Origin of the sequence: Qipengyuania sp. NPDC077563, assembly GCF_044901345.1 — a bacterium.
Taxonomy (GTDB): Bacteria; Pseudomonadota; Alphaproteobacteria; order Sphingomonadales; family Sphingomonadaceae; genus Qipengyuania; species Qipengyuania aestuarii.
Map to the genome: position 1 here is coordinate 431,450 of NZ_JBJDPC010000002.1, position 20,775 is coordinate 452,224.

28 protein-coding genes and 1 pseudogene are annotated in these 20,775 nt (G+C 59.5%); 15 read left to right on the plus strand and 14 right to left on the minus strand.

Annotation, left to right across the window (positions count from 1 at the left end; all coding sequences use genetic code 11):
- Positions 1–32: 32 nt before the first annotated feature.
- From ACI2I1_RS07980 to gntA, 4 genes are read right to left on the minus strand one after another with little or no spacing between them, the layout of a single operon-like run.
- Positions 33–524, minus strand: a complete 492-nt coding sequence (locus ACI2I1_RS07980; protein ID WP_239807495.1) for a hypothetical protein — start codon at positions 522–524, stop codon at positions 33–35.
- Positions 521–805 carry a hypothetical protein gene (locus ACI2I1_RS07985; RefSeq protein WP_404678682.1) on the minus strand — a complete coding sequence of 95 codons (285 nt, stop codon included), beginning with the start codon at positions 803–805 and terminating at the stop codon, positions 521–523. Before ACI2I1_RS07985 ends, ACI2I1_RS07980 begins: the two co-directional genes overlap by 4 nt.
- A 1-nt stretch (position 806) precedes the next feature.
- On the minus strand, positions 807–1,385 hold the full coding sequence (locus ACI2I1_RS07990) for a DUF1989 domain-containing protein (protein WP_239807493.1): 579 nt from the start codon (positions 1,383–1,385) through the stop codon (positions 807–809).
- Complete coding sequence (gene gntA / locus ACI2I1_RS07995; RefSeq protein WP_404678683.1) at positions 1,382–2,146, minus strand: guanitoxin biosynthesis heme-dependent pre-guanitoxin N-hydroxylase GntA; 765 nt, start codon at positions 2,144–2,146, stop codon at positions 1,382–1,384. The genes ACI2I1_RS07990 and gntA overlap by 4 nt, the downstream gene beginning before the upstream one ends.
- Before the next feature lie 56 nt (positions 2,147–2,202).
- Between gntA and ACI2I1_RS08000 the strand changes: the two genes are divergently transcribed.
- A complete protein-coding gene (locus ACI2I1_RS08000; protein WP_404678684.1) occupies positions 2,203–2,925 on the plus strand; it encodes a hypothetical protein in 723 nt (240 codons plus the stop codon).
- Between the two features lie 112 nt (positions 2,926–3,037).
- Here the strand turns inward: ACI2I1_RS08000 and fixJ are convergent, their stop codons facing one another.
- On the minus strand, positions 3,038–3,661 hold the full coding sequence (gene fixJ, locus ACI2I1_RS08005) for a response regulator FixJ (RefSeq protein WP_404678685.1): 624 nt from the start codon (positions 3,659–3,661) through the stop codon (positions 3,038–3,040).
- Complete coding sequence (locus ACI2I1_RS08010; protein WP_404678686.1) at positions 3,651–5,096, minus strand: nitrogen regulation protein NR(II); 1,446 nt, start codon at positions 5,094–5,096, stop codon at positions 3,651–3,653. The genes fixJ and ACI2I1_RS08010 overlap by 11 nt, the downstream gene beginning before the upstream one ends.
- A 183-nt stretch (positions 5,097–5,279) precedes the next feature.
- Between ACI2I1_RS08010 and ACI2I1_RS08015 the strand changes: the two genes are divergently transcribed.
- The 5 genes from ACI2I1_RS08015 to ACI2I1_RS08035 are packed head-to-tail and all read left to right on the plus strand — an operon-like array spanning position 5,280 to position 7,661.
- Complete coding sequence (locus ACI2I1_RS08015) at positions 5,280–5,969, plus strand: alternative oxidase (RefSeq protein ID WP_404678687.1); 690 nt, start codon at positions 5,280–5,282, stop codon at positions 5,967–5,969.
- Between the two features lie 29 nt (positions 5,970–5,998).
- Positions 5,999–6,358, plus strand: coding sequence for a histidine kinase (locus tag ACI2I1_RS08020; RefSeq protein WP_404678688.1), 360 nt, complete (start codon positions 5,999–6,001; stop codon positions 6,356–6,358).
- Position 6,359: 1 nt separating this feature from the next.
- The gene (locus ACI2I1_RS08025; RefSeq protein WP_404678689.1) at positions 6,360–6,695 is read left to right on the plus strand and encodes a DUF1971 domain-containing protein; all 336 of its coding nucleotides are present in this window, start codon (positions 6,360–6,362) and stop codon (positions 6,693–6,695) included.
- Positions 6,692–7,192, plus strand: a complete 501-nt coding sequence (locus ACI2I1_RS08030; protein WP_404678690.1) for a group III truncated hemoglobin — start codon at positions 6,692–6,694, stop codon at positions 7,190–7,192. Before ACI2I1_RS08025 ends, ACI2I1_RS08030 begins: the two co-directional genes overlap by 4 nt.
- Positions 7,152–7,661 carry a hypothetical protein gene (locus ACI2I1_RS08035; RefSeq protein ID WP_404678691.1) on the plus strand — a complete coding sequence of 170 codons (510 nt, stop codon included), beginning with the start codon at positions 7,152–7,154 and terminating at the stop codon, positions 7,659–7,661. Before ACI2I1_RS08030 ends, ACI2I1_RS08035 begins: the two co-directional genes overlap by 41 nt.
- A gap of 38 nt (positions 7,662–7,699) precedes the next feature.
- On the opposite strand, the gene ACI2I1_RS08040 is transcribed toward ACI2I1_RS08035, so the two are convergent.
- From ACI2I1_RS08040 to ACI2I1_RS08050, 3 genes and pseudogenes are all read right to left on the minus strand, one after another.
- Entirely contained in the window at positions 7,700–8,182 is a 483-nt protein-coding gene (locus tag ACI2I1_RS08040) for an MgtC/SapB family protein (protein WP_404678692.1), read from the minus strand.
- A gap of 189 nt (positions 8,183–8,371) precedes the next feature.
- Positions 8,372–8,734 carry an Lrp/AsnC family transcriptional regulator gene (locus ACI2I1_RS08045; RefSeq protein ID WP_404678693.1) on the minus strand — a complete coding sequence of 121 codons (363 nt, stop codon included), beginning with the start codon at positions 8,732–8,734 and terminating at the stop codon, positions 8,372–8,374.
- 14 nt (positions 8,735–8,748) lie between these two features.
- A pseudogene (locus tag ACI2I1_RS08050) lies at positions 8,749–8,850 on the minus strand (AsnC family transcriptional regulator); the annotation flags it as partial.
- A 141-nt stretch (positions 8,851–8,991) separates the two neighbouring features.
- On the opposite strand from ACI2I1_RS08050, the gene ACI2I1_RS08055 reads away from it, so the two are divergent.
- From ACI2I1_RS08055 to ACI2I1_RS08090, 8 genes are all read left to right on the plus strand, one after another.
- Positions 8,992–9,936, plus strand: coding sequence for a DMT family transporter (locus ACI2I1_RS08055; protein WP_404678694.1), 945 nt, complete (start codon positions 8,992–8,994; stop codon positions 9,934–9,936).
- Positions 9,937–9,950: 14 nt separating this feature from the next.
- A complete protein-coding gene (locus ACI2I1_RS08060; RefSeq protein ID WP_404678695.1) occupies positions 9,951–10,352 on the plus strand; it encodes an META domain-containing protein in 402 nt (133 codons plus the stop codon).
- Positions 10,349–12,085 carry a mechanosensitive ion channel family protein gene (locus ACI2I1_RS08065; protein ID WP_404678696.1) on the plus strand — a complete coding sequence of 579 codons (1,737 nt, stop codon included), beginning with the start codon at positions 10,349–10,351 and terminating at the stop codon, positions 12,083–12,085. Before ACI2I1_RS08060 ends, ACI2I1_RS08065 begins: the two co-directional genes overlap by 4 nt.
- A gap of 116 nt (positions 12,086–12,201) precedes the next feature.
- Positions 12,202–12,864, plus strand: a complete 663-nt coding sequence (locus ACI2I1_RS08070; RefSeq protein WP_404679154.1) for an META domain-containing protein — start codon at positions 12,202–12,204, stop codon at positions 12,862–12,864.
- Positions 12,865–13,250: 386 nt separating this feature from the next.
- Positions 13,251–14,735, plus strand: coding sequence for an FMN-binding glutamate synthase family protein (locus ACI2I1_RS08075; protein WP_404678697.1), 1,485 nt, complete (start codon positions 13,251–13,253; stop codon positions 14,733–14,735).
- A gap of 388 nt (positions 14,736–15,123) precedes the next feature.
- A complete protein-coding gene (locus ACI2I1_RS08080; protein WP_404678698.1) occupies positions 15,124–15,426 on the plus strand; it encodes a hypothetical protein in 303 nt (100 codons plus the stop codon).
- 158 nt (positions 15,427–15,584) lie between these two features.
- Complete coding sequence (locus tag ACI2I1_RS08085; RefSeq protein ID WP_404678699.1) at positions 15,585–15,797, plus strand: DUF2945 domain-containing protein; 213 nt, start codon at positions 15,585–15,587, stop codon at positions 15,795–15,797.
- The gene (locus tag ACI2I1_RS08090) at positions 15,797–16,462 is read left to right on the plus strand and encodes a DUF488 family protein (RefSeq protein WP_404678700.1); all 666 of its coding nucleotides are present in this window, start codon (positions 15,797–15,799) and stop codon (positions 16,460–16,462) included. The genes ACI2I1_RS08085 and ACI2I1_RS08090 overlap by 1 nt, the downstream gene beginning before the upstream one ends.
- Here the strand turns inward: ACI2I1_RS08090 and ACI2I1_RS08095 are convergent.
- From ACI2I1_RS08095 to ACI2I1_RS08115, 5 genes are read right to left on the minus strand one after another with little or no spacing between them, the layout of a single operon-like run.
- Positions 16,417–16,707 carry a hypothetical protein gene (locus ACI2I1_RS08095; RefSeq protein WP_404678701.1) on the minus strand — a complete coding sequence of 97 codons (291 nt, stop codon included), beginning with the start codon at positions 16,705–16,707 and terminating at the stop codon, positions 16,417–16,419. The genes ACI2I1_RS08090 and ACI2I1_RS08095 overlap by 46 nt on opposite strands.
- Positions 16,704–17,105, minus strand: a complete 402-nt coding sequence (locus tag ACI2I1_RS08100) for a PRC-barrel domain containing protein (protein ID WP_404678702.1) — start codon at positions 17,103–17,105, stop codon at positions 16,704–16,706. The genes ACI2I1_RS08095 and ACI2I1_RS08100 overlap by 4 nt, the downstream gene beginning before the upstream one ends.
- A 59-nt stretch (positions 17,106–17,164) precedes the next feature.
- Positions 17,165–17,905 (minus strand): uroporphyrinogen-III synthase, encoded by a 741-nt coding sequence (locus tag ACI2I1_RS08105; protein WP_404678703.1) that lies wholly within the window; start codon positions 17,903–17,905, stop codon positions 17,165–17,167.
- Positions 17,892–18,863 carry a DMT family transporter gene (locus ACI2I1_RS08110; RefSeq protein ID WP_404678704.1) on the minus strand — a complete coding sequence of 324 codons (972 nt, stop codon included), beginning with the start codon at positions 18,861–18,863 and terminating at the stop codon, positions 17,892–17,894. Before ACI2I1_RS08110 ends, ACI2I1_RS08105 begins: the two co-directional genes overlap by 14 nt.
- A 32-nt stretch (positions 18,864–18,895) precedes the next feature.
- Complete coding sequence (locus tag ACI2I1_RS08115; protein ID WP_404678705.1) at positions 18,896–19,972, minus strand: rod shape-determining protein; 1,077 nt, start codon at positions 19,970–19,972, stop codon at positions 18,896–18,898.
- Between the two features lie 200 nt (positions 19,973–20,172).
- Here ACI2I1_RS08115 and rnk point away from each other — a divergent pair, with 200 nt between their 5' ends.
- Positions 20,173–20,586 (plus strand): nucleoside diphosphate kinase regulator, encoded by a 414-nt coding sequence (gene rnk / locus ACI2I1_RS08120; protein WP_404678706.1) that lies wholly within the window; start codon positions 20,173–20,175, stop codon positions 20,584–20,586.
- Positions 20,587–20,775 lie beyond the last annotated feature (189 nt).

The window sequence follows — 20,775 nt, forward strand, 5'->3', positions numbered from 1 at the left end:
AGGGGTTCCATCTCCCTGAAGGAGGGCTGCCTCTAGACATCGTCGTGCGGCGTGAGCTTGGCGATCAGCGACCGGACGGTGCCGAACAGCATGGTGACCATGGCGACTAGTCCGGCACTGAGGACCACCACGATCCAGTACAGAACCTTGTAAAGCATCGGAAACCAGTTTTCCGGCACGTCGTCGAATTCGCCGATCGGCATCGTCATAAGCAACAGCATGACGACGGCACCGCCCAGGAGGACCGTCGACATCACCGCAATGCGGTAGATCTGCCTGTACATCCGGAGGTCGAACTCGGCATCGGCGCGCCTCACCAGACCGAGCAAGGTCAGCATCAGGGCCAGCGTCGTGGCCGCGCTTCCGGCAATGGCACTGCCGAGATAAAGTGCCGGGCTGGATAGCGCCGAGATCATGTCCCGCGCTTCGAGCGAGGAATAAATCGCACCTGAAGCGAAGTGTCCTGCCAGCCCGACAAGCAGGATGATGCCGGCTGAACTGGTGGTCAGCGCGGTAAGTTTCATGACGCGTCTCCAGCCTTGTTTGCGGGCTGCTTGCGTCCGCCTTTTTCCGGACCGAGATAGCGATACACGCCCCACAGAGTGATCAGCAGCAGGGCGATATTCTGCCAGCCGATCCCTTCGGCATCGTCGCTGAGGAAGCCCCAGGCAGTCAGCGCCAGCGAAGACGTGACGAAGAGCACGAAGGCCCATCCCGTCACCCACGAGCTGACATTCGTCGCCACGACCAGCGCTGCAACCACGGCGGCGATGGCGCCGTACCACTCGAGGAAATCCAACACCATTTCAGCCGCTCACATCGTAATCGATCGGTTTGAACGTGCCGCCGTTCGAAGCATAAGCCGCGCACGCGGTGAGCCCGATCACGAGGTCCATCTCGGCCCGGAATCGGGTGAAGGTGCCCGGCGGAGACTGCGGCGGATCGACCGAAAGCACGCCGTCGCCGGCGACCGGTACGTTCATGAATACGTTGAAAGCGGTGGGTATGTCGTCGGGACCGATGCCATATGGCTCCAGCGCTTCGGCCAGATTTCCGAAACAGCCGCGATGGACCGGCTTGTCCGGGTAGAAGTGGCGGAACGTATCCTTCGAACAGGGCGTAAGGAGGAAATCGTGCGCGGGCGCGGTATCTTCCAGAATGGTGAGCATGGGGTTCGACCGGTTCGACCAAAGCCGCGCGCCGGTGGTCAGCATGATCCTTTCTTCGTAGTCGAACGTCCTCCCGTTGGAGAGGATCTCCGCCGGATCGGCCCGCGACACGGCCAACAGGTCGCTAACTTGCCCGCCCTCGGGATCGGTCACGGTCAGCACCTGCCCTTTCGACAATTCGAAAGCGGTCCCGGTGCGCGGTTCGATGCGGGTCATTTGCCGCTCCTCGGGTCGGAAAAGGGGCAGCGCCAGTCATCGCCGACGACGCGCCCGCTGTACTGCCGCGCCTCGCTCGTCGTGCCGTGCCGCGAAAGCATGGGGTTGATGGATCCGTCCAGCGCCATATCGCGCTTCAGGATCGTCTCGCGCATGCGCTCGTATCTTTGCGAGGCGCGCAAGGCCTCGAACTGGTCGTGCAGATTGAAAACAAGGGTCGGATGCGGAATTCGCCGTGCGGCACGCGACGCGTTGGGATGCATGCCGACCACGAAATAGGCCTCGCCGCCGAAGCTCAGAGAGAAATGCGGATCGCTCGGATCGCTGCTGACGTGCGGGTCGTAGTCCAGCCCGCGCCAATCGTCCTTGGCAGCAAGCGAATTCAGCCGCTCCCACATCGCTTTCTCGAACGCCGCCTCATCCAGATCGTCGGGTCCGGAAAACACGACGGCAAGGCTGCGCAGACCGTCTGGGTTGCTGGCGTAATCTTCGCTCCAGTCGAGCAAAGCGTCATGGATTTCGAGATCGTTCCATGCGCTGGTCAGCGAACGGGCGGAGAGCACCTTAAGCCTGCCGGTCGCCAGAGCCGACTTCGCGCCGACACAGGGGAAGCCGTCCTCGGCAATATGCGCCCGCAGGACATCGGCCAGCGAAGCCTCGCCATCGGTTGCATCAGCGCCGTTGTCGATGTCGATCTCTCCCATCATGATCGTACAGACGTTCGGGCAGGGAAAACGTTGCTGCGATCTAACATCGATCATGCGGAAAGCCCGTACGCATCACGGTAAGGGCATCGCTCCCTACTCGGAGACATGTATTGGCTATCGCGAAATTCAGGCGCTTTCAGGTTTATGGCCAGCGGTGCAGCGGCACCAACGCCCTGATCAAATTGCTCGAACGGAATCTCGAAGAGCTGGAGTTTACCGAAGACTTCGGCTTCAAGCACTGGCTCGTCCCTGAAGAGGTCGAGATTCCCGACGATGTTTTTGTCATCGTGATCGCGCGGCAGGCCGACCAGTGGTTGCGCAGCCTGCACGCCAAGCCATGGCATGCGCATCCGGACCTCAAGGAGATGGACTTCGGCGAGTTCATTCGGGCCGAATGGCGCAGTGTGTGGGATGAGGAATTCTGGGGTATCGACAGGGCACATCCCAAGTTCGGACAGCCGATCGAGGGAGAGCTTTGCCCGCAAACCGGATCGCCATTTCCCAATGCCATCGCCATGCGCACCGCCAAGTTGCGCAACTGGTCAGACGTGGCATCACGTGCGACCGGGTATGCACTGGTATCGCATTCCGAGCTTGTTACTCGGCCGGAAAGACTGATCGAACGATTAGCTGCAGCGACCAAATTGGAAAAGCGCAAAGAATTCGTACCTGTGACCACCTACAAGGGCCAGAACTCGAAAATATTTGTTCCAACAGAATACTCACCCGCCCAACCCGCCGATGCTGCGTTCATCAGACGCTACCTCGATCAGGCAGTTGAAGGTCATTTCGCCTTAAGCCCTCTAACAAGCGCAACGGCAGCTTGCGGGTAACGCCCTAGCGACCTTTTATGGCGGAGATGAGGCGCATTCCAGACCGACCTCTTTGGGGCCGTTCACGGATCGTCCGCTTCCATCCGAAATCCGGTGAAAGCAGACGAACCAGCTAGCCCAGCCGGGCAATCGTCACCATGCGCACGAGATCGGAGAGGGTCTTCGCCTGCATCTTCATCATCGCATTGGCGCGGTAGACTTCAACAGTTCGGGGGCTGATGTCGAGATCGAAGGCGATCACCTTGTTGGCTTTCCCGTCCACAAGGCCATCGACCACCTGGCGCTCCCGCGCGGAGAGCAGAGCGAGACGGTCGAGCACTTCGCGGCGTTCGTTCTTTTTCTGCTCATCGTCGGTGCTCTCGTTCAGCGCCTTGCGGATTGCCGCTAGTATGGCCTCGTCGTCGAACGGCTTCTCGATAAAGTCCGCAGCGCCTGCCTTCATTGCCTGGATCGCCAACGGCACGTCGGCGTGACCGGTAATGACGATCACCGGCACAGTATTATCGCGCTCCTTCAACTTACCGGCCAGTTCGACACCGTTCGTGCCGGGCATGCGCACGTCGGTCACCACGCAGGCGCCGGAAAGCGGAGGTGCGGATTTCAGGAAAGCATCGGCCGAGGCGAACGAGCGAACTCGGATTTCGGCGACGTCGAGAAGAAACTCCAGCGATTGCCGCACACTCTCGTCGTCGTCGACGACGTAGACGATCGGATCACTGGCACTACTATTCGCCATCATATAGTCCCTCGCTTGCAACACGCTGGACCGTAAAGCCGAACTGCGCCCCGCCGCCGGGAGCTGGCCGGACCCAGATACGCCCGCCATGCGCCTCGACGATCGTGCGCGAGATCGACAGTCCGACGCCCATACCGGTGCGCTTGGTGGAGATGAAGGGTTGAAAAAGCCGGTCGGCGACTTCGGGATCGATGCCGGGACCGGTATCAGTCACCGATACCTGAGCCATATCTTCGTCGGTCTGTCCGATTATGATTGTCAGATTGCGTTGCAGAGAATCCGAGTCCGTCATCGCGTCGACAGCATTTCGCACAAGGTTGAGCACGACCTGTTGAATCTGCACCCTGTCGACCAGCACCAGATCGACTGTGGAGCTGAAGTTATACTGCACTCGAATGCCATGTTCCTTGGCACCAACGAGCGCGAGAGCGCTGGCTTCCTCAACAAGTTTGGGGAGGCTCTCGATCGTCCGCTCGGTTTCGCCGCGGGCGACGAAGTCCCGCAGCCGCCTAATGATGTCCCCGGCCCTGAGCGCTTCCGCGGCGGCCCGGTCGACGGCTTCCGCCACGCGCTCGTGCTGAACCTTCTCTCTCATAAGTAGCATCCGACTGCCCTTGAGGTAATTGGCGATCGCCGAGAGCGGCTGGTTGATCTCGTGCGCGAGCGCCGACGCCATTTCACCAAGCGCGGTGAGCCGCGAGACGTGCACCAGCTCGCTCTGCAATTCCTGCAATCTTGCCTCGGCCTGCTGGCGCTCGGTCAGGTCGCGGATGAAACCGGTGAAGAAGCGCTGCCCTTCGGCCTGCATCTCGCCCACCGCAAGCTCAAGCGGGAATGTCGAACCGTCCTTGCGCTCGCCGACCACCACGCGACCCTTGCCGATGATCCTCCTCTCTCCCGTCCGGTAGTAGCGCTCGAGATAGCCGTCATGCGCGCTGCGGTAGGGATCGGGCATCAACACCTTGACGTTCTCTCCGGCCACCTCTGCCGCATGCCATCCGAACATCCGTTCGGCCGCCGGACTGAAATCGCGGATTAAGCCGGTTTCGTCGATGACGATCATCGCATCTGGCACGGTGTCGAGGATCGATTGCAGATGGGCTTCACGCCGGGCGAGAGCAACGGAGGCGGTTTCGGTTTCGATCCGCGCGCGCTGGAACCATTCGCCGCCGATGGCCACGGCCAGGCCGATAAGCACGAAGGCTGCGGCGGCAATCAGGCTTCCGCCATCGATAGGTCCGCTCAGCGCGTCGCACCAGAGGCCAGCGGCAGCGCCGACCACAGCCGCAAGACTTCCTGCGCGAATCCCGGAAAGTGCGCTCGCGACAACCACGCCGGGAACGAAGAAAATGAAGGTGGCGCGCTGACCGAGTTCGTCGGCTGCCAGCATGCGGACCGCCACGCCCGCCGCTATAGCGAGCAGCGCCAGGAGCAACGCGGTCGAAAACGACAGACGCGGCAGGAAGCGGCTGACAAAACTGGCCCGCCCTACCTCCGGTAAGGCCCTTAGGTTGCTTGGCGTAGGGTGATCATCCAAATTTCGCGGTCCCGTGCATCGGCATAGAAGGAGGGTATCAGCGGCGCTCCAAACACATTTGCCGCAAGCGGAGAATTTTCAATGACTGCACCCTTCATCGATCTGGGCGTTCACCACAACCCCCGCGGAATGTCGGACCGGATTGCCTTCGGCTTCACCAAAGCACTGCGCTGGTGTGCCGACACTTTCTTCGCCGAGCGTTACGGCCACCGTGCTGTCGTGCTGGAAACGGTTGCGGCTGTGCCGGGTATGGTCGGGGCAACGATCAATCATCTCGCCTGCCTGCGCCGCATGTGCGACGACAAGGGCTGGATCAAGACGCTCATGGACGAAGCCGAAAACGAGCGCATGCACCTGATGACCTTCATCGAGGTCTCGCAGCCAACCTGGTTCGAGCGCGCGGTGATCATCGGCGTGCAATGGGTGTTCTACCTGTTCTTCTTCGCGCTCTACCTGGTCAGCTCGAAGACCGCGCACCGTGTAGTCGGCTATTTCGAGGAAGAAGCCGTCATCAGCTACACGCATTATCTCGCCGAGATCGACGAGGGTCGCAGTCCGAACGTGCCGGCGCCCGAGATCGCCAAGCGTTACTGGGGTCTTCCCGAGGATGCGACGCTGCGCGACGTGGTGCTGGTGGTGCGCGCCGACGAGGCGCACCACCGCGACGTCAACCATGGGTTCGCCAATGAGCTTGCGGGTCTTCCCGCCGGCCAAGTCGCTGAGTGCCCGCCGCATGTCGCTCTTGAACCCAACTGGAAGAAGGCGGCCTGATCCAGACTGCCTGGCGAGGAGGACGGAACATGGTCGATCGAGCCAAGATCCTGTTGCTGGTCGAAGATATCTCCGTCCTTTCCGCGCTGCGTTTCTCGCTCTCGGTCGAAGGGTTCGAAATCGCCGAGGGGATTGGAATGGGGGACGATCCTTCCATGGCGGCCGCTTTGGTCATCGATGAGCGCTACGGCGGCGACGGTCTTGCTGCTCTCGATGGGTTGAAGAGACAGGGCTGCCGCGCGCCGGCGATAGTCCTCGCGACCAATCCTACCGCCCGGTTGCGAGTCCGTATCGCCGCGGCAAACGCCGAGTTGATCGAAAAACCGCTTCTGGGCGACGAGCTGAGTGGTGCGATCCGTGCCATCTTCCAAACGCGAAAGGCAGCCTGACGTGGCCACCAAACTTCCTGACGGCCTTGAGCCATACAAACGCACGGCAACCTTTACCGAAGACACCGTGCCGGCAGGCCTGCTGGCTGAGCATTCTACCAAGGATGGCGTCTGGGGTCTCATCCAGATCGAGAAAGGCAGGTTGCGCTACGTCGTCACCGATCCACGCCGCGCCTCGACCGAGGCATCGCTCACGCCTGAATGCGAACCCGGCATAGTCGAACCGACGATCCTTCATCGGGTCGAGCCGGTCGGAGCGGTTCAGTTTCACGTCCAGTTCCTGCGCGCTGCAGACGCAACGCCTTTCGCCGACAAAGACGAGGGGAGGGGCTCATGACGAGCGCTACCATCCACTCCCATGCGGCCCATCCCGACACCCGCTCCTTCGCGCAGCAAAAACGTGCTGAAAAGCGCGCAGCGGCCGAAGAAATCGGAATCGATGCGGCGTTTATCGATCACCTGGTCGAAGCATTCTACGTCAAGATACGCGAGGATGACCTCCTCGGGCCGATCTTTGCCGAACGCATCACTGACTGGCCGCCGCACCTTGCCAGAATGAAAGCGTTCTGGCGCTCGGTGCTTCACAACAGCGGCGAGTTCTCTGGCAATCCCATGCTCAAACATCTCGCTATCCCGGGCCTCGAGCTCCGGCATTTCTCGCGCTGGCTCGACCTCTTCTACGAAACGCTGCGGGAAGCCGAAGGGCACACGGCCGCAACCGAACTCGTCGGCGCCCGGGCGAGGATGATCGCCGACAGCTTGCTGACCGCCATAGAAATGCGCCGACAGGGACTTGCCGGAGGGCGCGCAGGAAAGGACCTGCCCGATGCCTGATACCGTTCTTCGCACGCAAGCCGCAGCGCCACTGCCGGAGTCGCTCGATGTCTTGCCTGATGTGCTGGTCCCACTTCCAGCGATCGAGGCCAATGACAACGAAGCGCCAAGGCAAGCACAGCAGCCCGAATCGCGGATGTTCGAATTGCCGAGTTCGATTTGGAAGGCGATGATTGCCTGCTACGCCATCTTCCTTGTGGCCTTGCTTGGAGCGACCGGCGGCGCTCACGCCGCGTTCGCGATCGCAATTTCGGCGATCTACATCACCATGTTCTTCGGAACCGCCCGCGTGATACTACGGCAAGCTCCGCCGCAACCGCGCAGCGTTCTCGGTCGCCCGGGCACTGTCCTGCAAACAGCCTACGGGCCGCTGGCGCGCAAGGAAGTTTATGGCCAGGTGCTCATTGTTCCGGCAGCCGTCGCCTTTTTCGGAATGGGAATCAGCGTCATCAGCGCAATCATAATATAAGAATATCAACCGACGCGTCTCAAAAAAATTGGCTGATATTACTGCTTCTCGCGACCTTCGTCGGCTCCATCCTCATGTTCAAGATGTCCCAAATGCTTCAGTGGTGCCATGATCCACAGCGTCGCCACGGTTATGACCGAAAGCATGACTGCCACGTCGAGGCTGCCAAGACCCACAGACGCTCCGATAGCCCCGGTGATCCAGAGGCTGGCGGCGGTGGCGGTGCCCTTGACCGAATCCTTGAGGCGTAAAATGGCTCCGCCACCTATAAAGCCCATGCCGGTGATCAGACCTTCGACAATGCGGGCCATCGCCTCCGGAGTATCTGCAGTCATGGATTCCGCTGCCTGGATAAACCCGCAACTGGCAACAGCGACCAGCGGGAAGGTGCGAAGCCCCGCACTCCTTTCCGATTTCTCCCTGTTCCAGCCGATCGGGAATGCCAGAATATAGGCCAAGCCAATCGCGACCAGGTGAGGCATGATGTCGAAATGGTCAGGCCCCAGAAACTGTTCAAACATCCCAAACTCCGCAGTATTTTAGTCACTTAATCAAAACCAGCGACGATGTTCCGGGCCGCGATCATACGGAAGGAAATATGTTCTAAGCTCTTAGGTCTGGGGCGCCTCTCGGACTTCGGGGCTAATGGAACATGGTTGAATCAACCTTGCCATCCATTTTCGAGTATGCACTCGCCAGAGACGCAAGGGTCAGGCCGATCCTAAAGGAACCCCCACCCATCCTTTTATCCGGCGCATTACGGCCACGGTTCTTACTGTTTCGATCTTGAGTTCCCCATCGGCCAACTCGTCAGCCAGATTGGTCCAGAAATCCATGTCCGGAACCAGGAAACGAACCAGAAAATCATAGCTCCCGCTCACCTGATAAACCTCGATGGCTTCGGGGATGTCGGCGAGTGCCTGTTCGATCCTTCGCGTGCTTGCAGGATCATGTGCCGAAGCGACAATTTCTGCGAATACCGTAAGATTAGGGCCCAGCTTGGCTGCATCGACCTGGGCCTTGAGCCCGTGATGACCTCTTCTTTCTCCAGCCTGCGCAGGCGCGCGAGACAAGCACTCGGTGAAAGAGCCACCGCCTCGGAAAGACGCTGATTGGAAATCCGGCCATCGCGCTGAAGGATGTCGAGGATCTTGCGGTCGATTCGGTCAAGCGAGGGTTTCTGCGGCACGCTCGTCTCCTTTCCGCAGATTTTATTGTGCAGGGCGAAAACTTCGAAGGGAAATACGGCTTCCTAGCGTCTATATTTGCAATTGAAGCACCGCAAGATCTGCGGCGCTCGTTTTTTTGGCTAGCGAGACAGGAAGTCGGCATGCAGCGACTGCACATCCCCCGTGGTATCGTTCCCGAGCTCGCTCTGCTTGCTGCATCGGTGCTTTGGGGCACGAGCTTCCTCGCGACCAAGATCGGCATGGAATTCACAGGGCCCCTCGGCTTCGTCGCCCTACGCTACCTGATGGCAACCATCGCCTTCGCGCTGGTCCTGCCGGGTGCGACGCGCGGAATTAGTGCTACTGAAATGGTTGCCGGTATCGTCGTCGCTGCCACTGCGTGCATCGCATACGGCGCACAGGCGTATGCGCTTCAAACCACGGACACCGGACGCGTAGCGTTTCTTTCCGCGCTCTACGTGCCACTTGTTCCTGTGCTCCAGCTGCTGTTTTTTCGCCAACGCGCAGCCGCCGGGATCTGGATCGGAGTTGTCCTTGCCTGTGTCGGTGTAGCCATCATGTCGGGACTGACGCCGGCCGACATCACCCTTAGCTACGGCGATACACTTTCGATCGTTGGTGCCGTTGCGATCGCGGTAGAGGTCGTCATCCTTGGATATTACGTGCGCCGGGCCGACCCTCTGCGGATTGCGTTCGTGATGATGGCCACCACCACGCTTTTATGTGCTGCTTTCGCGCTCGCCACAGGGGAACCCATGCCGGTTGCGTCGCCGACATTGTTCTGGGTGGTCGTGGGCTATGGCATCGCTACCGCCTACATCCAGTTCGCGATGAGCTGGGCCCAGGCCCGGGTCGATTCCTCGCGTGCCGCAATCATCTACGCGCTCGAACCAGTCTTCGGTGGGTTGTTCGGCTATGCGGCGGGCGAAATCTTCGGCCTGTCCGACGTGGTCGGTGCGCTCGTTATCCTAGCCGGCGTAATTATCGCTTCACTGCCGCGGCTGGTGGCTAGGCTTCTTATGCGCAGACCGTTCAGGACGCGTGTTCGATTGCCCGATCGGCCCATGACGGAAACGTCGCCATGATCTCGTCTGTGAGAATGGTCGGCATCACAGCGATGTTTTATATCTCGGGGTGCGCGGGCGTCCCGAAGTCAACGGAGCCGCTCGTCGGAGCCTGGATTGTGGAAGACATCGCCGGGCGCGGTATCATCGATTATTCGCGTATCGAACTGGTCCTGGAACATGACGGGCAGCCTTCTGGCTCGACAGGATGCAATCTCCTTCTCGGCCGATACCGCGTCGATGGCTCGGTCATGACGATCGACGTCGCAACAACGACGCGTAAAGTCTGCCCTGAAGCGCTGATGTATCAGGAACAGGTCTTCCTAGGAGCCATTGAGTCGATCGATAGCTACCGCTTCGACCCGACCGGCGCCCTCGTGTTGCAGGACGGCAACCAGCCGTGGGTTTTGGCGCAATCCTACAAGAGACGACCATGAAACCCAATCCTATCAGTTCGATCTTGCGGCGTTTCCTTGTTCACGCAGTCGCGGTCATGGCTCTTCTTGCCGGGGCGACAGTTGCGCGCGCCCAGCTTCCGACGCCTGAGCCTTCCGAAACAGCGCAAACCGAAGCTCCGGTAGATACATTCGAAAGGCAAACACCGCGCTCTAGCGTAACAGCGCTGCTGAATGCGCTCGCCGCCGAGGACTACGAACGGGCCGCGCGCTATTTCGTCGGCACTCCCGATCCGGCCACGCTGCCCCTAGACAATGAAGGCTCGCAAGCGACCGACGCGTCGGAAGGACTGGCTCAAGGTGCAGATCTCGCTCGAAAATTGAAACTCGCGCTCGACAGCGGGGGGATGCTTCGACCCTTTGCCGTGCTTTCCAACGCTCCCGATGGCGACTTGGAAGACGGACTAGATCCTCTCCTGGAGCAAGTCGGCACGTTCCAGCTCGAAAGTTCCGAGCAGCCCATCATCCTGCAGCGCGTCGCCGTAGGGGAACGGGACTTACTGCAATGGCGAATTTCGCCGGAAACAGTATCGGTCCTCGAAGACTGGACACCTTCGCCTGAGGTCGCGGAACAGAGCGAGGAAAAGGCGATCGAAGTCGCCGGCGCGCCGGTCCTCGACTGGCTTTTGTTGATCGGCGTAGCGGTCGCGCTTTTCGCAGCGCTACGCCTGCTCGCTGCTGCAATTATCTCGGTCCTGCGGCGACTCATTCCCGAACACAGCAGCAGCACCGTCTTTCGTCTGATCCACGCCGCTCTCCCACCGCTCGCGCTCTACGTGGCGACAATCGCCTTCTTCTATGTTGCAGGCAATATGGAGGCCTCGATCATCGCTCGCCAGCAGCTGCTACGCGGCGCAGGTATCGCGGCCTGGCTTTCCCTTGGCTGGTTTCTGTTCAGGTTGATCGATGCTGTCGCACGGATGGCGAGCGAACGAATGAACAGGGCGGAGCGGCGCCAGGCCGCATCGGTCATCACGCTGTTGCGGCGGATCGCTAAGCTCACATTGCTGGTCATGATCTTCATCGGTGTGCTCGATACATTCGGTGTCGACGTAACCACCGGTATCGCTGCTCTCGGCATCGGCGGGCTCGCCTTGGCGCTCGGCGCGCAGAAAACGATCGAGAACCTGGTCGGGTCTGTCACGATCATCGGAGATCATCCGGTGCAGGTAGGCGACGCTGCACAGATCGGCGATACGTTCGGCACGGTCGAGGATGTCGGCATGCGCTCGACCCGTGTGCGGACGATCAACCGGACGCTGGTAACGATCCCCAACGGATTTCTTGCCGGCGAGAAGATCGAGAATTTTTCCGCTCGCGACCAGTTCCTCTTCAAGCACGTGATCGGGGTCAGCTACGACACGGATGCCGAGAAGATGAGCGAGGTTCTGGCCGCGTTCCGGACCATCCTGGCGGAAAACGATCACGTCCTCGAAGAAGATGCTCGCGCACGCTTCATAGGTTTCGGCGAAAGCGCACTCAACATCGAGATTTTCGCATATTTTCGGACTGCATCGTTCGCGGAGTCACTCGAGATGCAGGAGGATCTCCTCCTCGCGCTGATGCGGAAACTGAAGGAACTCGACGTGGAAATCGCCTTCCCCACTCGCACGCTTCACATCGACGCTTACGGCTCGGCCAACGGCCGCTCGGCGCCGATCTCAATTGCCCGCCCAAATCAGGAGGGTAACAAGGAGAATGACGGTGAAATGTAACTTGCTGTTAGCATCGGCTGCCCTCGCCATGAGCCTGAGTGCCTGTGCCACCATTCGGCCCGCTGCAGAAAGCGGTGAGGTCGTCATGGTAGAAAGAATTACCGGCACACTGTCCTATCGCGAGCACATCGCGCTGCCCCCCCGAAGCGCAGGTGGAAATCGTTGTCTCCGACATCACCCTCGGTCGAAACCAGGAGCTCATCCTCTCGCGCACGATGAACACGATCGGACAGGTCTCGCCGCCGATCCCGTTTTCGATCGACGTGTCGAAGCTTAATTTGAGCGACGGCCCGCTCTACGGCCTGCGAGCCTTCATCCGCGAGCCCGATGGCACAATCCTGTTCCGCACCAGCGAACCTTTCCTGCTCAATCTTCGTAATGACACCTTCGATATCGGCGACATAAGGGTCTCTATGACATCGCCAGGCGATCCCGGCCTTGCCGGTACTCCTGACCTGCAGGACGGCGAATGGCGTGTAACCCAGATCGGCGGCGATGTCGTGGCGCAGATCTCCGCTCCAACGATGACCTTCACGGCCGATGGTCGCTTGTATGGTTCCACCACCTGCAACCGCTTCAGCAGTTCATATGGCCTCGATGGCAACTCGCTCGAGGTTGGCAATGTCGCTGCGACGAAGCGCGCCTGTGAAGCCGGATTGATGCAGCAAGAGCGCCGTTTCCTCGATGCCCTTTCTCTGATCGAGAACGCATCGCTCGAAGCTGGGGGTTTTCTCGTCCTCTCCGGCAATGGCCAGCGCCTTGTCGCAGTCCTCAACTAAGGATTATCCGATGTTGAAGAAATTCCGAAGTCGCGCCACTTGAAATTACCATGTCGAAATCGCACTACCTTTTTATGACACTGGTCGATCATGGTCTCGGGGTGATGGTTCCGGCAGGCAGCAGCACCGCGCGCCTGTATCCCTAGAGCGCTTCGGGCGTTCTAGGGATGTGCGCCACGCTGAACTTCCAGCATCGATGTTTTCCAAGCCCAAGGCGATAACGAGCCCGAGGCATGCTCGCTTCATTTGCGAGACCGGAGCCAACAGTGTTCTTCTCCCGCTTTACCGTGCTCGGCCTCTGTCTGGCTGGCCTCCTGTGTGCTCTCATGAGGCTTAGTGACGTATGGGCATTGCCAGTTCTCGCAATTTTCTCGTGTCTATGTCTCTTGGGCGTCATCGACCTTATCCAAACGCGGCATGCGGTGCGCCGGAACTATCCGATCATCGGACGCCTGCGATGGGCTTTCGAGAAGATAAGACCAGAAATTCGTCAATACCTGATCGAAGGCGATGACGATCAGACGCCCTTCTCGAGGGCGCAGCGCTCCTTGGTCTATGCTCGCGCAAAGGACGAGGTCAGCGACCGTCCGTTCGGAACACTCTCTGACGTCTACAAGAACGGCTACGAATTCATTTCGCATTCCACCAAGCCCAAGCCGTTGTCAGATCCCGATAGCTTCAGAGCGCCGATCGGGGGAAGCGACGCGCGCGACCCCTACATGGCCTCGATCTTCAACATCTCCGCGATGAGCTTCGGCTCCTTGAGCGCCAACGCTATCCGAGCCCTCAACAAGGGAGCAAAACTCGGCGATTTTGCGCATGACACTGGCGAGGGTGGGATCAGCCCCTACCACCGTGAGAATGGCGGCGACCTTATCTGGGAAATTGGCAGCGGCTATTTCGGTTGTCGAACCGAAAAAGGACGCTTTGACCCGGTGCGCTTCGCTGACAATGCTGCCGACCCGCAGGTCAAGATGATCGAACTGAAGCTGAGCCAAGGTGCCAAGCCTGGTCACGGCGGCATCCTTCCCGGCGAGAAAGTCAGCCCTGAGATCGCTGCTACACGCGGTATTCCGGTAGGCGTCGATTGCATTTCCCCTGCCGAGCACTCGGCATTCTCGACACCGCTTGAGATGATGCAGTTTCTCGCTCAGCTCCGAACCCTATCGAAAGGCAAGCCAGTCGGTTTCAAGCTGTGCGTCGGACACCCATGGGAGTTCATGGGAATGGTCAAGGCGATGCGCGAAACCGGGATCTTTCCCGACTTCATCGTCGTCGATGGCGCAGAAGGCGGAACCGGGGCGGCCCCGGTTGAGTTCGCCGACAACCTCGGCATGCCGATGCGCGAGAGCCTCCTGTTCGTCCACAATACACTCGTGGGTGCCGGGGTTCGTGACCGGATAAAAATCGGTGCGGCCGGCAAGATCGTCAGTGCGTTCGACATCGCCGCGGTTCTCGGGCTGGGTGCCGACTGGACCAATGCGGGGCGCGGCTTCATGTTCGCGCTCGGATGCATCCAGTCTCTTTCCTGTCATACCAACCGCTGTCCGGTCGGCGTTGCCACGCAGGACCCCTTGCGCCAGCGGGCCCTGGTCGTGCCTGACAAGGCAGAGCGGGTCCGGCGCTTTCATCGCAATACGTTGCGAGCGCTCGCGGAAATGACTGCTGCTGCCGGTCTCTCGCACCCATCCGAGCTTGGACCGCACCATCTGGTAAGACGTGTCTCTCTGACCGAGATCCGGCTCTTCTCCCAGCTTCATATTTTTCTCGAGGACGGCGAGCTGCTGTCAGGAACGCATGACCGGGATTTTTACAGCGCCGCCTGGAAACTCGCACGCGCCGACCGGTTCGAGCTGGCAGCGCGAAACTGATCTTTCATATCCTGACGGCTGTTCTTGCAGCCCTTCTGCACTCGCAGGGTGCCGCAGCGGAACGAGGTGGCACCGCGCGGGATTTGACCGCATGGACCATATCGCAAACTACCGCCTGTTACGACACCGGTCTTAGGCGTGGCGCCGAACTCTCGGCAGATACCGAGCTGGGCGCTTCGGTCGATGGACCCGACGGACCGTGCGGAGTTCCGGTCTCGGTTCGTCAGGCGCGCGCATGGGAACGCAGCGAGGAGATCCGGCAATCCCACCACCGGATGGCCGACGCACCTGCGAAATGGTCGCGTCCCCCTCCGACCGGCCCTCCATCTTCCTGACACTCTGGAACTTTCGGCGGACTTTCATCCGCATCCAACAGTCAGGACATTCAATGGAAACCGAAATGCAACGCGGTGCGATCCGCGACGAACGGCGTGCATACGCCAAGGCCTTAATGGCCCCATACCCCGACCTGCCGATTGATCAGCTCGACGATCTTGTGTGGTGGTTCCGCAAGGAGGCAAGCGCGCTCGATGTCGGATTGATTTCGATGGATGACGAGGTGTCACAGCAATATGCCTTGTTGAAGCGCGACAAACTCGATCGGTTCGCGATACCCGACATCGCCTTCATGCTGCTGTTCTGGTCGGCGATGTGCGCCATCATCGGCGGTATTGGGTATCTGGGTAGTTGATATGTGGAAGGGCCCGAAGCGAGAATCCCTTCGTTCCGGGCTCATACCCCGTCGCCAGATCCTGCCGGCCGACAAGCCATTGCAGTCCCTTGCGAAACGTTCCTGTCTATGCCCCGTTTGATAGGAAGAACGACATCGGCCCAACGCGGGAGCGCATCATGGCGAAATACGCAGTCGGAGATCATGTCAGCTGGAATTCCGAGGCAGGAAGAGTCAGCGAAACAATCTCCAAGGTTCACGAATCGGATTTCGACTACAAGGGTCATACGCGGCGTGCCTCGAAGGACGAGCGTCAATACGAGATCGAAAGCGACAAGATCGATCATGTGGCAGCCCACAAGGAAGATGCGCTGACAAAGCTGAAAAACTGATGCCAACCGTTTTCACGATCGGTCATTCCAATCGGGATGCGGACACTGTCATTGCCATGCTGAAAGCAGTAGGAGTGGACATGTTGGCCGATGTTCGGGCTTTCCCCGGCTCCCGCGCCAATCCCGCATTCAACATCGATTCCTTCCCCGATCTGCTCGATGAGCACGGCATCGCTTACAGACACTTCGATAAACTTGGCGGCAGAAGGAAACGACAAGTCGATGTGAATCCGGCGCTGAACGGATACTGGCGCGTCCAGAGCTTCCATAACTACGCCGACTATGCATTGAGCGGCGACTTCCAGTCGGCGATCGAGGACCTCGTTAACCTAGCGGATGATTGTCGCGTGGCGTTGATGTGTTCCGAGGCCGTCTGGTGGCGATGCCATAGGCGTATCATCGCCGATCATCTCATGGCTCGCGGCCATGAAGTTATCCATTTGATGGCTCCCGACCGTCAGGAACGGGCAAAGTTAACGGATGGAGCCGTTGTCAGCGGATCAAACGGAGTCGTTTATCCAAGCTCGGAATGCCGTGAGGAGCCGAACGAGCACATCCCATTATGCCGATACGAAAGGCTCGCGACGCGCGAGAACGAACTTCGTGCCCGTCACGCAGATCAGTCTACCCGCTCGAGCAGCTCCTCCGACGAGACGATCTGGTAAAGATCTCTGTCGATCTGTCGGACAGGCTCACCATCGGAAGTTCGCCAACCGATGGCGCCCACACGGCGACGCTCGCCGCGCTCAAATTCCGAAATGGCGATGTGGCGATACTGGATGACTTCGACCGGTCTGTCCGCATTGCCGCGGCAGGACATATTGGCCATTGTTTCTTCGATTACATCGGCTTCGGCGGGCGTTGAAGCAGGCGGAAGCTGACTTGCCGGCTTGCTTCGCTTGATCGTCACTGAATCTGTGCATCCGGAAGCGAACCGATATCTTCCATCGTCATCTCCGACGAAAGATCGGTGTTATTGCCACGGGTCGTCACGGTCAGACCGTCAATCGGTATCGTGACGTAGCGATCAGGATCGCTGTCCTCTACTTCTATAAGAAGTTCGGTCGCATTGCCGTCGGCATCTTTCGTCACGGCTTCCACATCACCCAATTCGGTTCCGTCGGTGGCCAGGATTTCAGCATCGAGCAACTGGCGTTCGGTCAGACCGAGTGCCACCGGGGTGTCGCCGGACTCCTGCGCGCTCTGCTCGGCATGTTCTTCAATACGGTCTTCGACCTGGTCTCCCTGATCATTGCAGGCGGAGAGGAGGAGAGCGGATCCGAGAAGCAGGGGGGCGAACTTGTTCATGTTGATCTCCATTTTTATCTATCCGCCACACTAACGGATGCGGCTGCTCCTGTGTTCCGTTAAGGGTTCCCGATGAGCGCCAGCATCGAGGTTTCGTCTGGCCGTGCGTCGACACGAATATCCATTCCTTGCTTCCCCTCGAAAGAAGCCGCGGCTGCATCGGAGATGCAATAGATGATGCCTCCGAATGGCCGGGATGTCCGTTCCAGGCAGCGCTTCATCACATGCGCCGCACGCGGCGAGTGGATCAGAATTCCGTTTATCTCGTGCGGTGCTGGAAGGGATGCCGATAGCTTCGCGACATCGACATCGCGGGTCTCATAGACCGGCTTTCTCGTGGCGAGATAACCCTTGCAGCGAAGGTTGCCGGTCAGGTCTCCAGCCGGCCGGTAGGCGGAGAAGTGCAGAAGCCGGTTCCCTCGCGGAAGGGATTGAACGATCAGGCGCTCCAGGTCGAGCACATCCCCAGCCGCCGAGACAACATGGGTATATCCAGCGTGGGCGGCACTCTCCGCTGTCCTGTCGCCCACCGCGAACACTGGAATATCGAGAAGTGCCGGGCAGATAGAATGATGGCGGACGCCATTTACCGACGTGAACACGATAGCATCGGGCTGCTCGTCCAATGCTTTCGCTGGGAGACCTTCGACTCGCAGAACGGGCACAGCCAGCGCATCGAACCCTAACCGCCGCAGGGCACTAGCAGTCTTTTCGTTATCCGGCGACGTGCGTGTGACCCAGATCTTCGGCCCAAATGCGGGATCCTCCGTCTGTGTCGGGGAACGGTCACTCACTTTCACTTCGTCGTTCGCTACCGTTTGTCTTCGAAGAAACGACAGCTCCCGCCAGAGGCTTGGTTCCTCGGCCAGAGAGAAGAATGCCGCCAACAATCAGCGCCATTCCAATCGCATGGAAACCTCGCAAATGTTCGTCTAGGAAGACGATCGCAAGACCTGCGCCCAGGATCGGCATAATGTTCATATACACCCCGGTTCCTGCCGACCCGATAAGTTCCACGCCCCTGTTGAAAAAGAGGTAGGCAAAGACGGACGGAAAAACCGAAACATATGCGATCGCCAGCAGGCTTTCCTCCTGCAAAACGACATATCGGCCCGAATTGAGCTCCATCCCATAGAACGGCGCGATTGCGACTAGGCCGACGATCAAGGTCGTGGCAAACAGGCTGAGGGGATGGATGGCAGGGCGGCGCCTGAGCATCACCGAATAGACTGCCCACAGACACACGGCGAGGCCGATGATGAGGTCGCCTTCGTTGAAATTCAGGGTGCCGAGAACTTCAATGTTCCCGCGAGCGATTATCCAGAGCACACCGATCAGAGCGATGGCGGCGCCGACGATCTGACGCAGCGCCGTGCTGTCGCCCATGAAGATCGCGCCAAGAAACAGGATAAGGGTGGGTTGGCCCGACTGCAGCAACATGGCGTTGAGCGCTGTGGTCTCCTGCAATCCGCTGTAGAGCAAGGTATTGAAGGCGCCGATGCCGAGTGCGCCGAGCACCAGCAGCATCCTCCAGTTCCTTTGGATGACGGTGGCATCCCGCCGCAAGTGACGCCATGCGAATGGCAGGATGATGGCCAGGGCAATCGTCCATCTCCAGAACGCCAAGGCGACGGGAGGGACCAGCTCGCGCGCCGCGCGCGCAACGATCGCATTACCGGCCCAGAAGAGAGCGGTGAACGTGAGGAGCACGTAAGCGCGCGACCACAAGCTTACAAAGAAGCGGGACTTGTTTTGCATGATCGACCCGGAAGAAACGCTGCCGTCGAGAGTTAGGCAGCGCGCTCATCCATCAACCGCATCAGGCCGCGCGAAACGCAACCGGAAGGATCGTTGGCGATGGTCACGGGAACACCGCATTCCGCGGTGATCGCCTCAGCCAGGAATCTCGCGCAGATGCCCCCGCCCGTGGCGACCACGCGCTCGCTCAACAGATCACCGGCAAGATCAGGAGAAATTTCGCCAATCACAAGACGGGCGGCATCTGCAAAACGACCGAAGTGCCGCTTCAGCACGGGATAAAACTCGGAAACCGGCAAGGTCAACGTTCCTGGAAGACCATTGTGCAGTGATCGGCCTCTGATTTCCACTTTCGCGTCCTCGGCACCCTCTTGGGCGAACTGCTTCTTCAGCGTCTCGGCGGTGATTTTGCCTATGAGGAAGTGATGCCGGAGATGCAGATGTTCGGTAATCGCTTCGTCGAGGGCGAGACCGCCCAAACGCACGGAGCGCGAACGACATTGTCCGTCGATCGAGAAGACCGCAACCTCGGTCGTTCCGGCGCCGCATTCGACGACCATGGACGCGCGCGCTTCGCGGACGGGCAGGTCTGCCCCGATAGCTGCTGCAAAAGGCTCCCGCACCAGTTCGATCCGTCCGAAGCCGGCATCGTCCGCGGCAGCGAGCAATGCATTCGCTTCCGCTTTCGTGGCATCCGCCGGAATACCGATCATCGCAGAAGGGCGTCCTCGACGCTTCCTGCCCACCACCGACGACAGCCCATGAGCGAGCAGTGCGGAAGCTGCGTCCATATCCTGCAAAACACCGCGGGCAAGGGGACGGCGGACCACATGGGTTCCGGGAACCCGATCAACCATCGCCAGGACGTCCCGGCCAGCTGCAATCAGTTTCATCTGACCGGCCGTCTTCTCGTAAAAGCACAGGGATGGTTCGTCGAAGACCACGCCTTCGCCTCGCACTATGATACGCATGTTGGCAGTGCCGAGATCGATGGCGAGATCTGGGCCCCGCCTGAATCCGAAAGAAGGAAAGTTCATCATTTCCTTTAGATAGGCCTTCCGGACTCGAAAGTCTCGAAATAGTCGACGAGGCGATTGGTCTGATGCCATTTGACTAAACCGAAGATCGCGCCCACATGTGGCTCATGGTCTTTTCGCAACACATCGACCGACATTTCGCGCACGCAGGTCAGCTGCCCGCACGGGCGCGCGCCTCGTCTCGACGGCCGTGATCCGGTCCGGGACGAGGCTCCCGGACGATCTACAGCCCAGCCGCGATCCTCTTGCGGCTCTTTAGCGAGTTACGAAAAATGACCACCATCCAAAACGGCGAAAAGCCGATCATTCATGTTCTCGATACCGAAGCGGACGCGCTCTACGAACTGGCTATGTCCATCGAGGAGCGCAGTCCGGATGTAACTGGAAAACTGTGCGAGGAACTGGATCGCGCCAATGTCGTGGTAGCTGAAGATCTGCCTCCTGACGTTGTGACCATGCAATCTGAGGTCGAATTCGTCGACGAACGTTCGGGTAACCGGCGCAAAGTTCAACTTGTATGGCCGCGCGATGCGAACCTGGACCAAAACCGTCTCTCCGTGCTGACCCTCGTGGGCGCCGGTCTCATCGGGATGCAAGCCGGTTCTGCGATCAACTGGCCCGACCGTTCTGGTAAGGAGCGCTGTCTACGGATCTTCGAAGTTCGACAGCCGACACTGAGGGACTGAGCAGCTTAATTCCATGCCTTATCATCTTCACTGTGCAAAGCCCTTTGCGATTACCGTTGATCGAAGCGAATTGCTTCAGGGCCTGATCCGCGCAGCCTGGAACCGGAGAAAGGGTGCCTTGAGTGTTGGCCGTTGGAATAGGGAACAAAGAGATAGCGCTCGGGATTGCAAGGCGAATGGTTACGGTGA

Excerpts from the sequence above, each read along its gene's own strand:
- ACI2I1_RS07980 (WP_239807495.1), bottom strand. The coding sequence starts at position 524 with ATGAAACTTACCGCGCTGACCACCAGTTCAGCCGGCATCATCCTGCTT.
- ACI2I1_RS07985 (WP_404678682.1), bottom strand. The coding sequence starts at position 805 with ATGGTGTTGGATTTCCTCGAGTGGTACGGCGCCATCGCCGCCGTGGTT.
- ACI2I1_RS07990 (WP_239807493.1), bottom strand. The coding sequence starts at position 1,385 with ATGACCCGCATCGAACCGCGCACCGGGACCGCTTTCGAATTGTCGAAA.
- gntA (WP_404678683.1), bottom strand. The coding sequence starts at position 2,146 with ATGATCGATGTTAGATCGCAGCAACGTTTTCCCTGCCCGAACGTCTGT.
- fixJ (WP_404678685.1), bottom strand. The coding sequence starts at position 3,661 with ATGGCGAATAGTAGTGCCAGTGATCCGATCGTCTACGTCGTCGACGAC.
- ACI2I1_RS08015 (WP_404678687.1), top strand. The coding sequence starts at position 5,280 with ATGACTGCACCCTTCATCGATCTGGGCGTTCACCACAACCCCCGCGGA.
- ACI2I1_RS08020 (WP_404678688.1), top strand. The coding sequence starts at position 5,999 with ATGGTCGATCGAGCCAAGATCCTGTTGCTGGTCGAAGATATCTCCGTC.
- ACI2I1_RS08030 (WP_404678690.1), top strand. The coding sequence starts at position 6,692 with ATGACGAGCGCTACCATCCACTCCCATGCGGCCCATCCCGACACCCGC.
- ACI2I1_RS08040 (WP_404678692.1), bottom strand. The coding sequence starts at position 8,182 with ATGTTTGAACAGTTTCTGGGGCCTGACCATTTCGACATCATGCCTCAC.
- ACI2I1_RS08055 (WP_404678694.1), top strand. The coding sequence starts at position 8,992 with ATGCAGCGACTGCACATCCCCCGTGGTATCGTTCCCGAGCTCGCTCTG.
- ACI2I1_RS08060 (WP_404678695.1), top strand. The coding sequence starts at position 9,951 with ATGGTCGGCATCACAGCGATGTTTTATATCTCGGGGTGCGCGGGCGTC.
- ACI2I1_RS08065 (WP_404678696.1), top strand. The coding sequence starts at position 10,349 with ATGAAACCCAATCCTATCAGTTCGATCTTGCGGCGTTTCCTTGTTCAC.
- ACI2I1_RS08080 (WP_404678698.1), top strand. The coding sequence starts at position 15,124 with ATGGAAACCGAAATGCAACGCGGTGCGATCCGCGACGAACGGCGTGCA.
- ACI2I1_RS08085 (WP_404678699.1), top strand. The coding sequence starts at position 15,585 with ATGGCGAAATACGCAGTCGGAGATCATGTCAGCTGGAATTCCGAGGCA.
- ACI2I1_RS08090 (WP_404678700.1), top strand. The coding sequence starts at position 15,797 with ATGCCAACCGTTTTCACGATCGGTCATTCCAATCGGGATGCGGACACT.
- ACI2I1_RS08100 (WP_404678702.1), bottom strand. The coding sequence starts at position 17,105 with ATGAACAAGTTCGCCCCCCTGCTTCTCGGATCCGCTCTCCTCCTCTCC.
- ACI2I1_RS08110 (WP_404678704.1), bottom strand. The coding sequence starts at position 18,863 with ATGCAAAACAAGTCCCGCTTCTTTGTAAGCTTGTGGTCGCGCGCTTAC.
- ACI2I1_RS08115 (WP_404678705.1), bottom strand. The coding sequence starts at position 19,972 with ATGGCATCAGACCAATCGCCTCGTCGACTATTTCGAGACTTTCGAGTC.
- rnk (WP_404678706.1), top strand. The coding sequence starts at position 20,173 with ATGACCACCATCCAAAACGGCGAAAAGCCGATCATTCATGTTCTCGAT.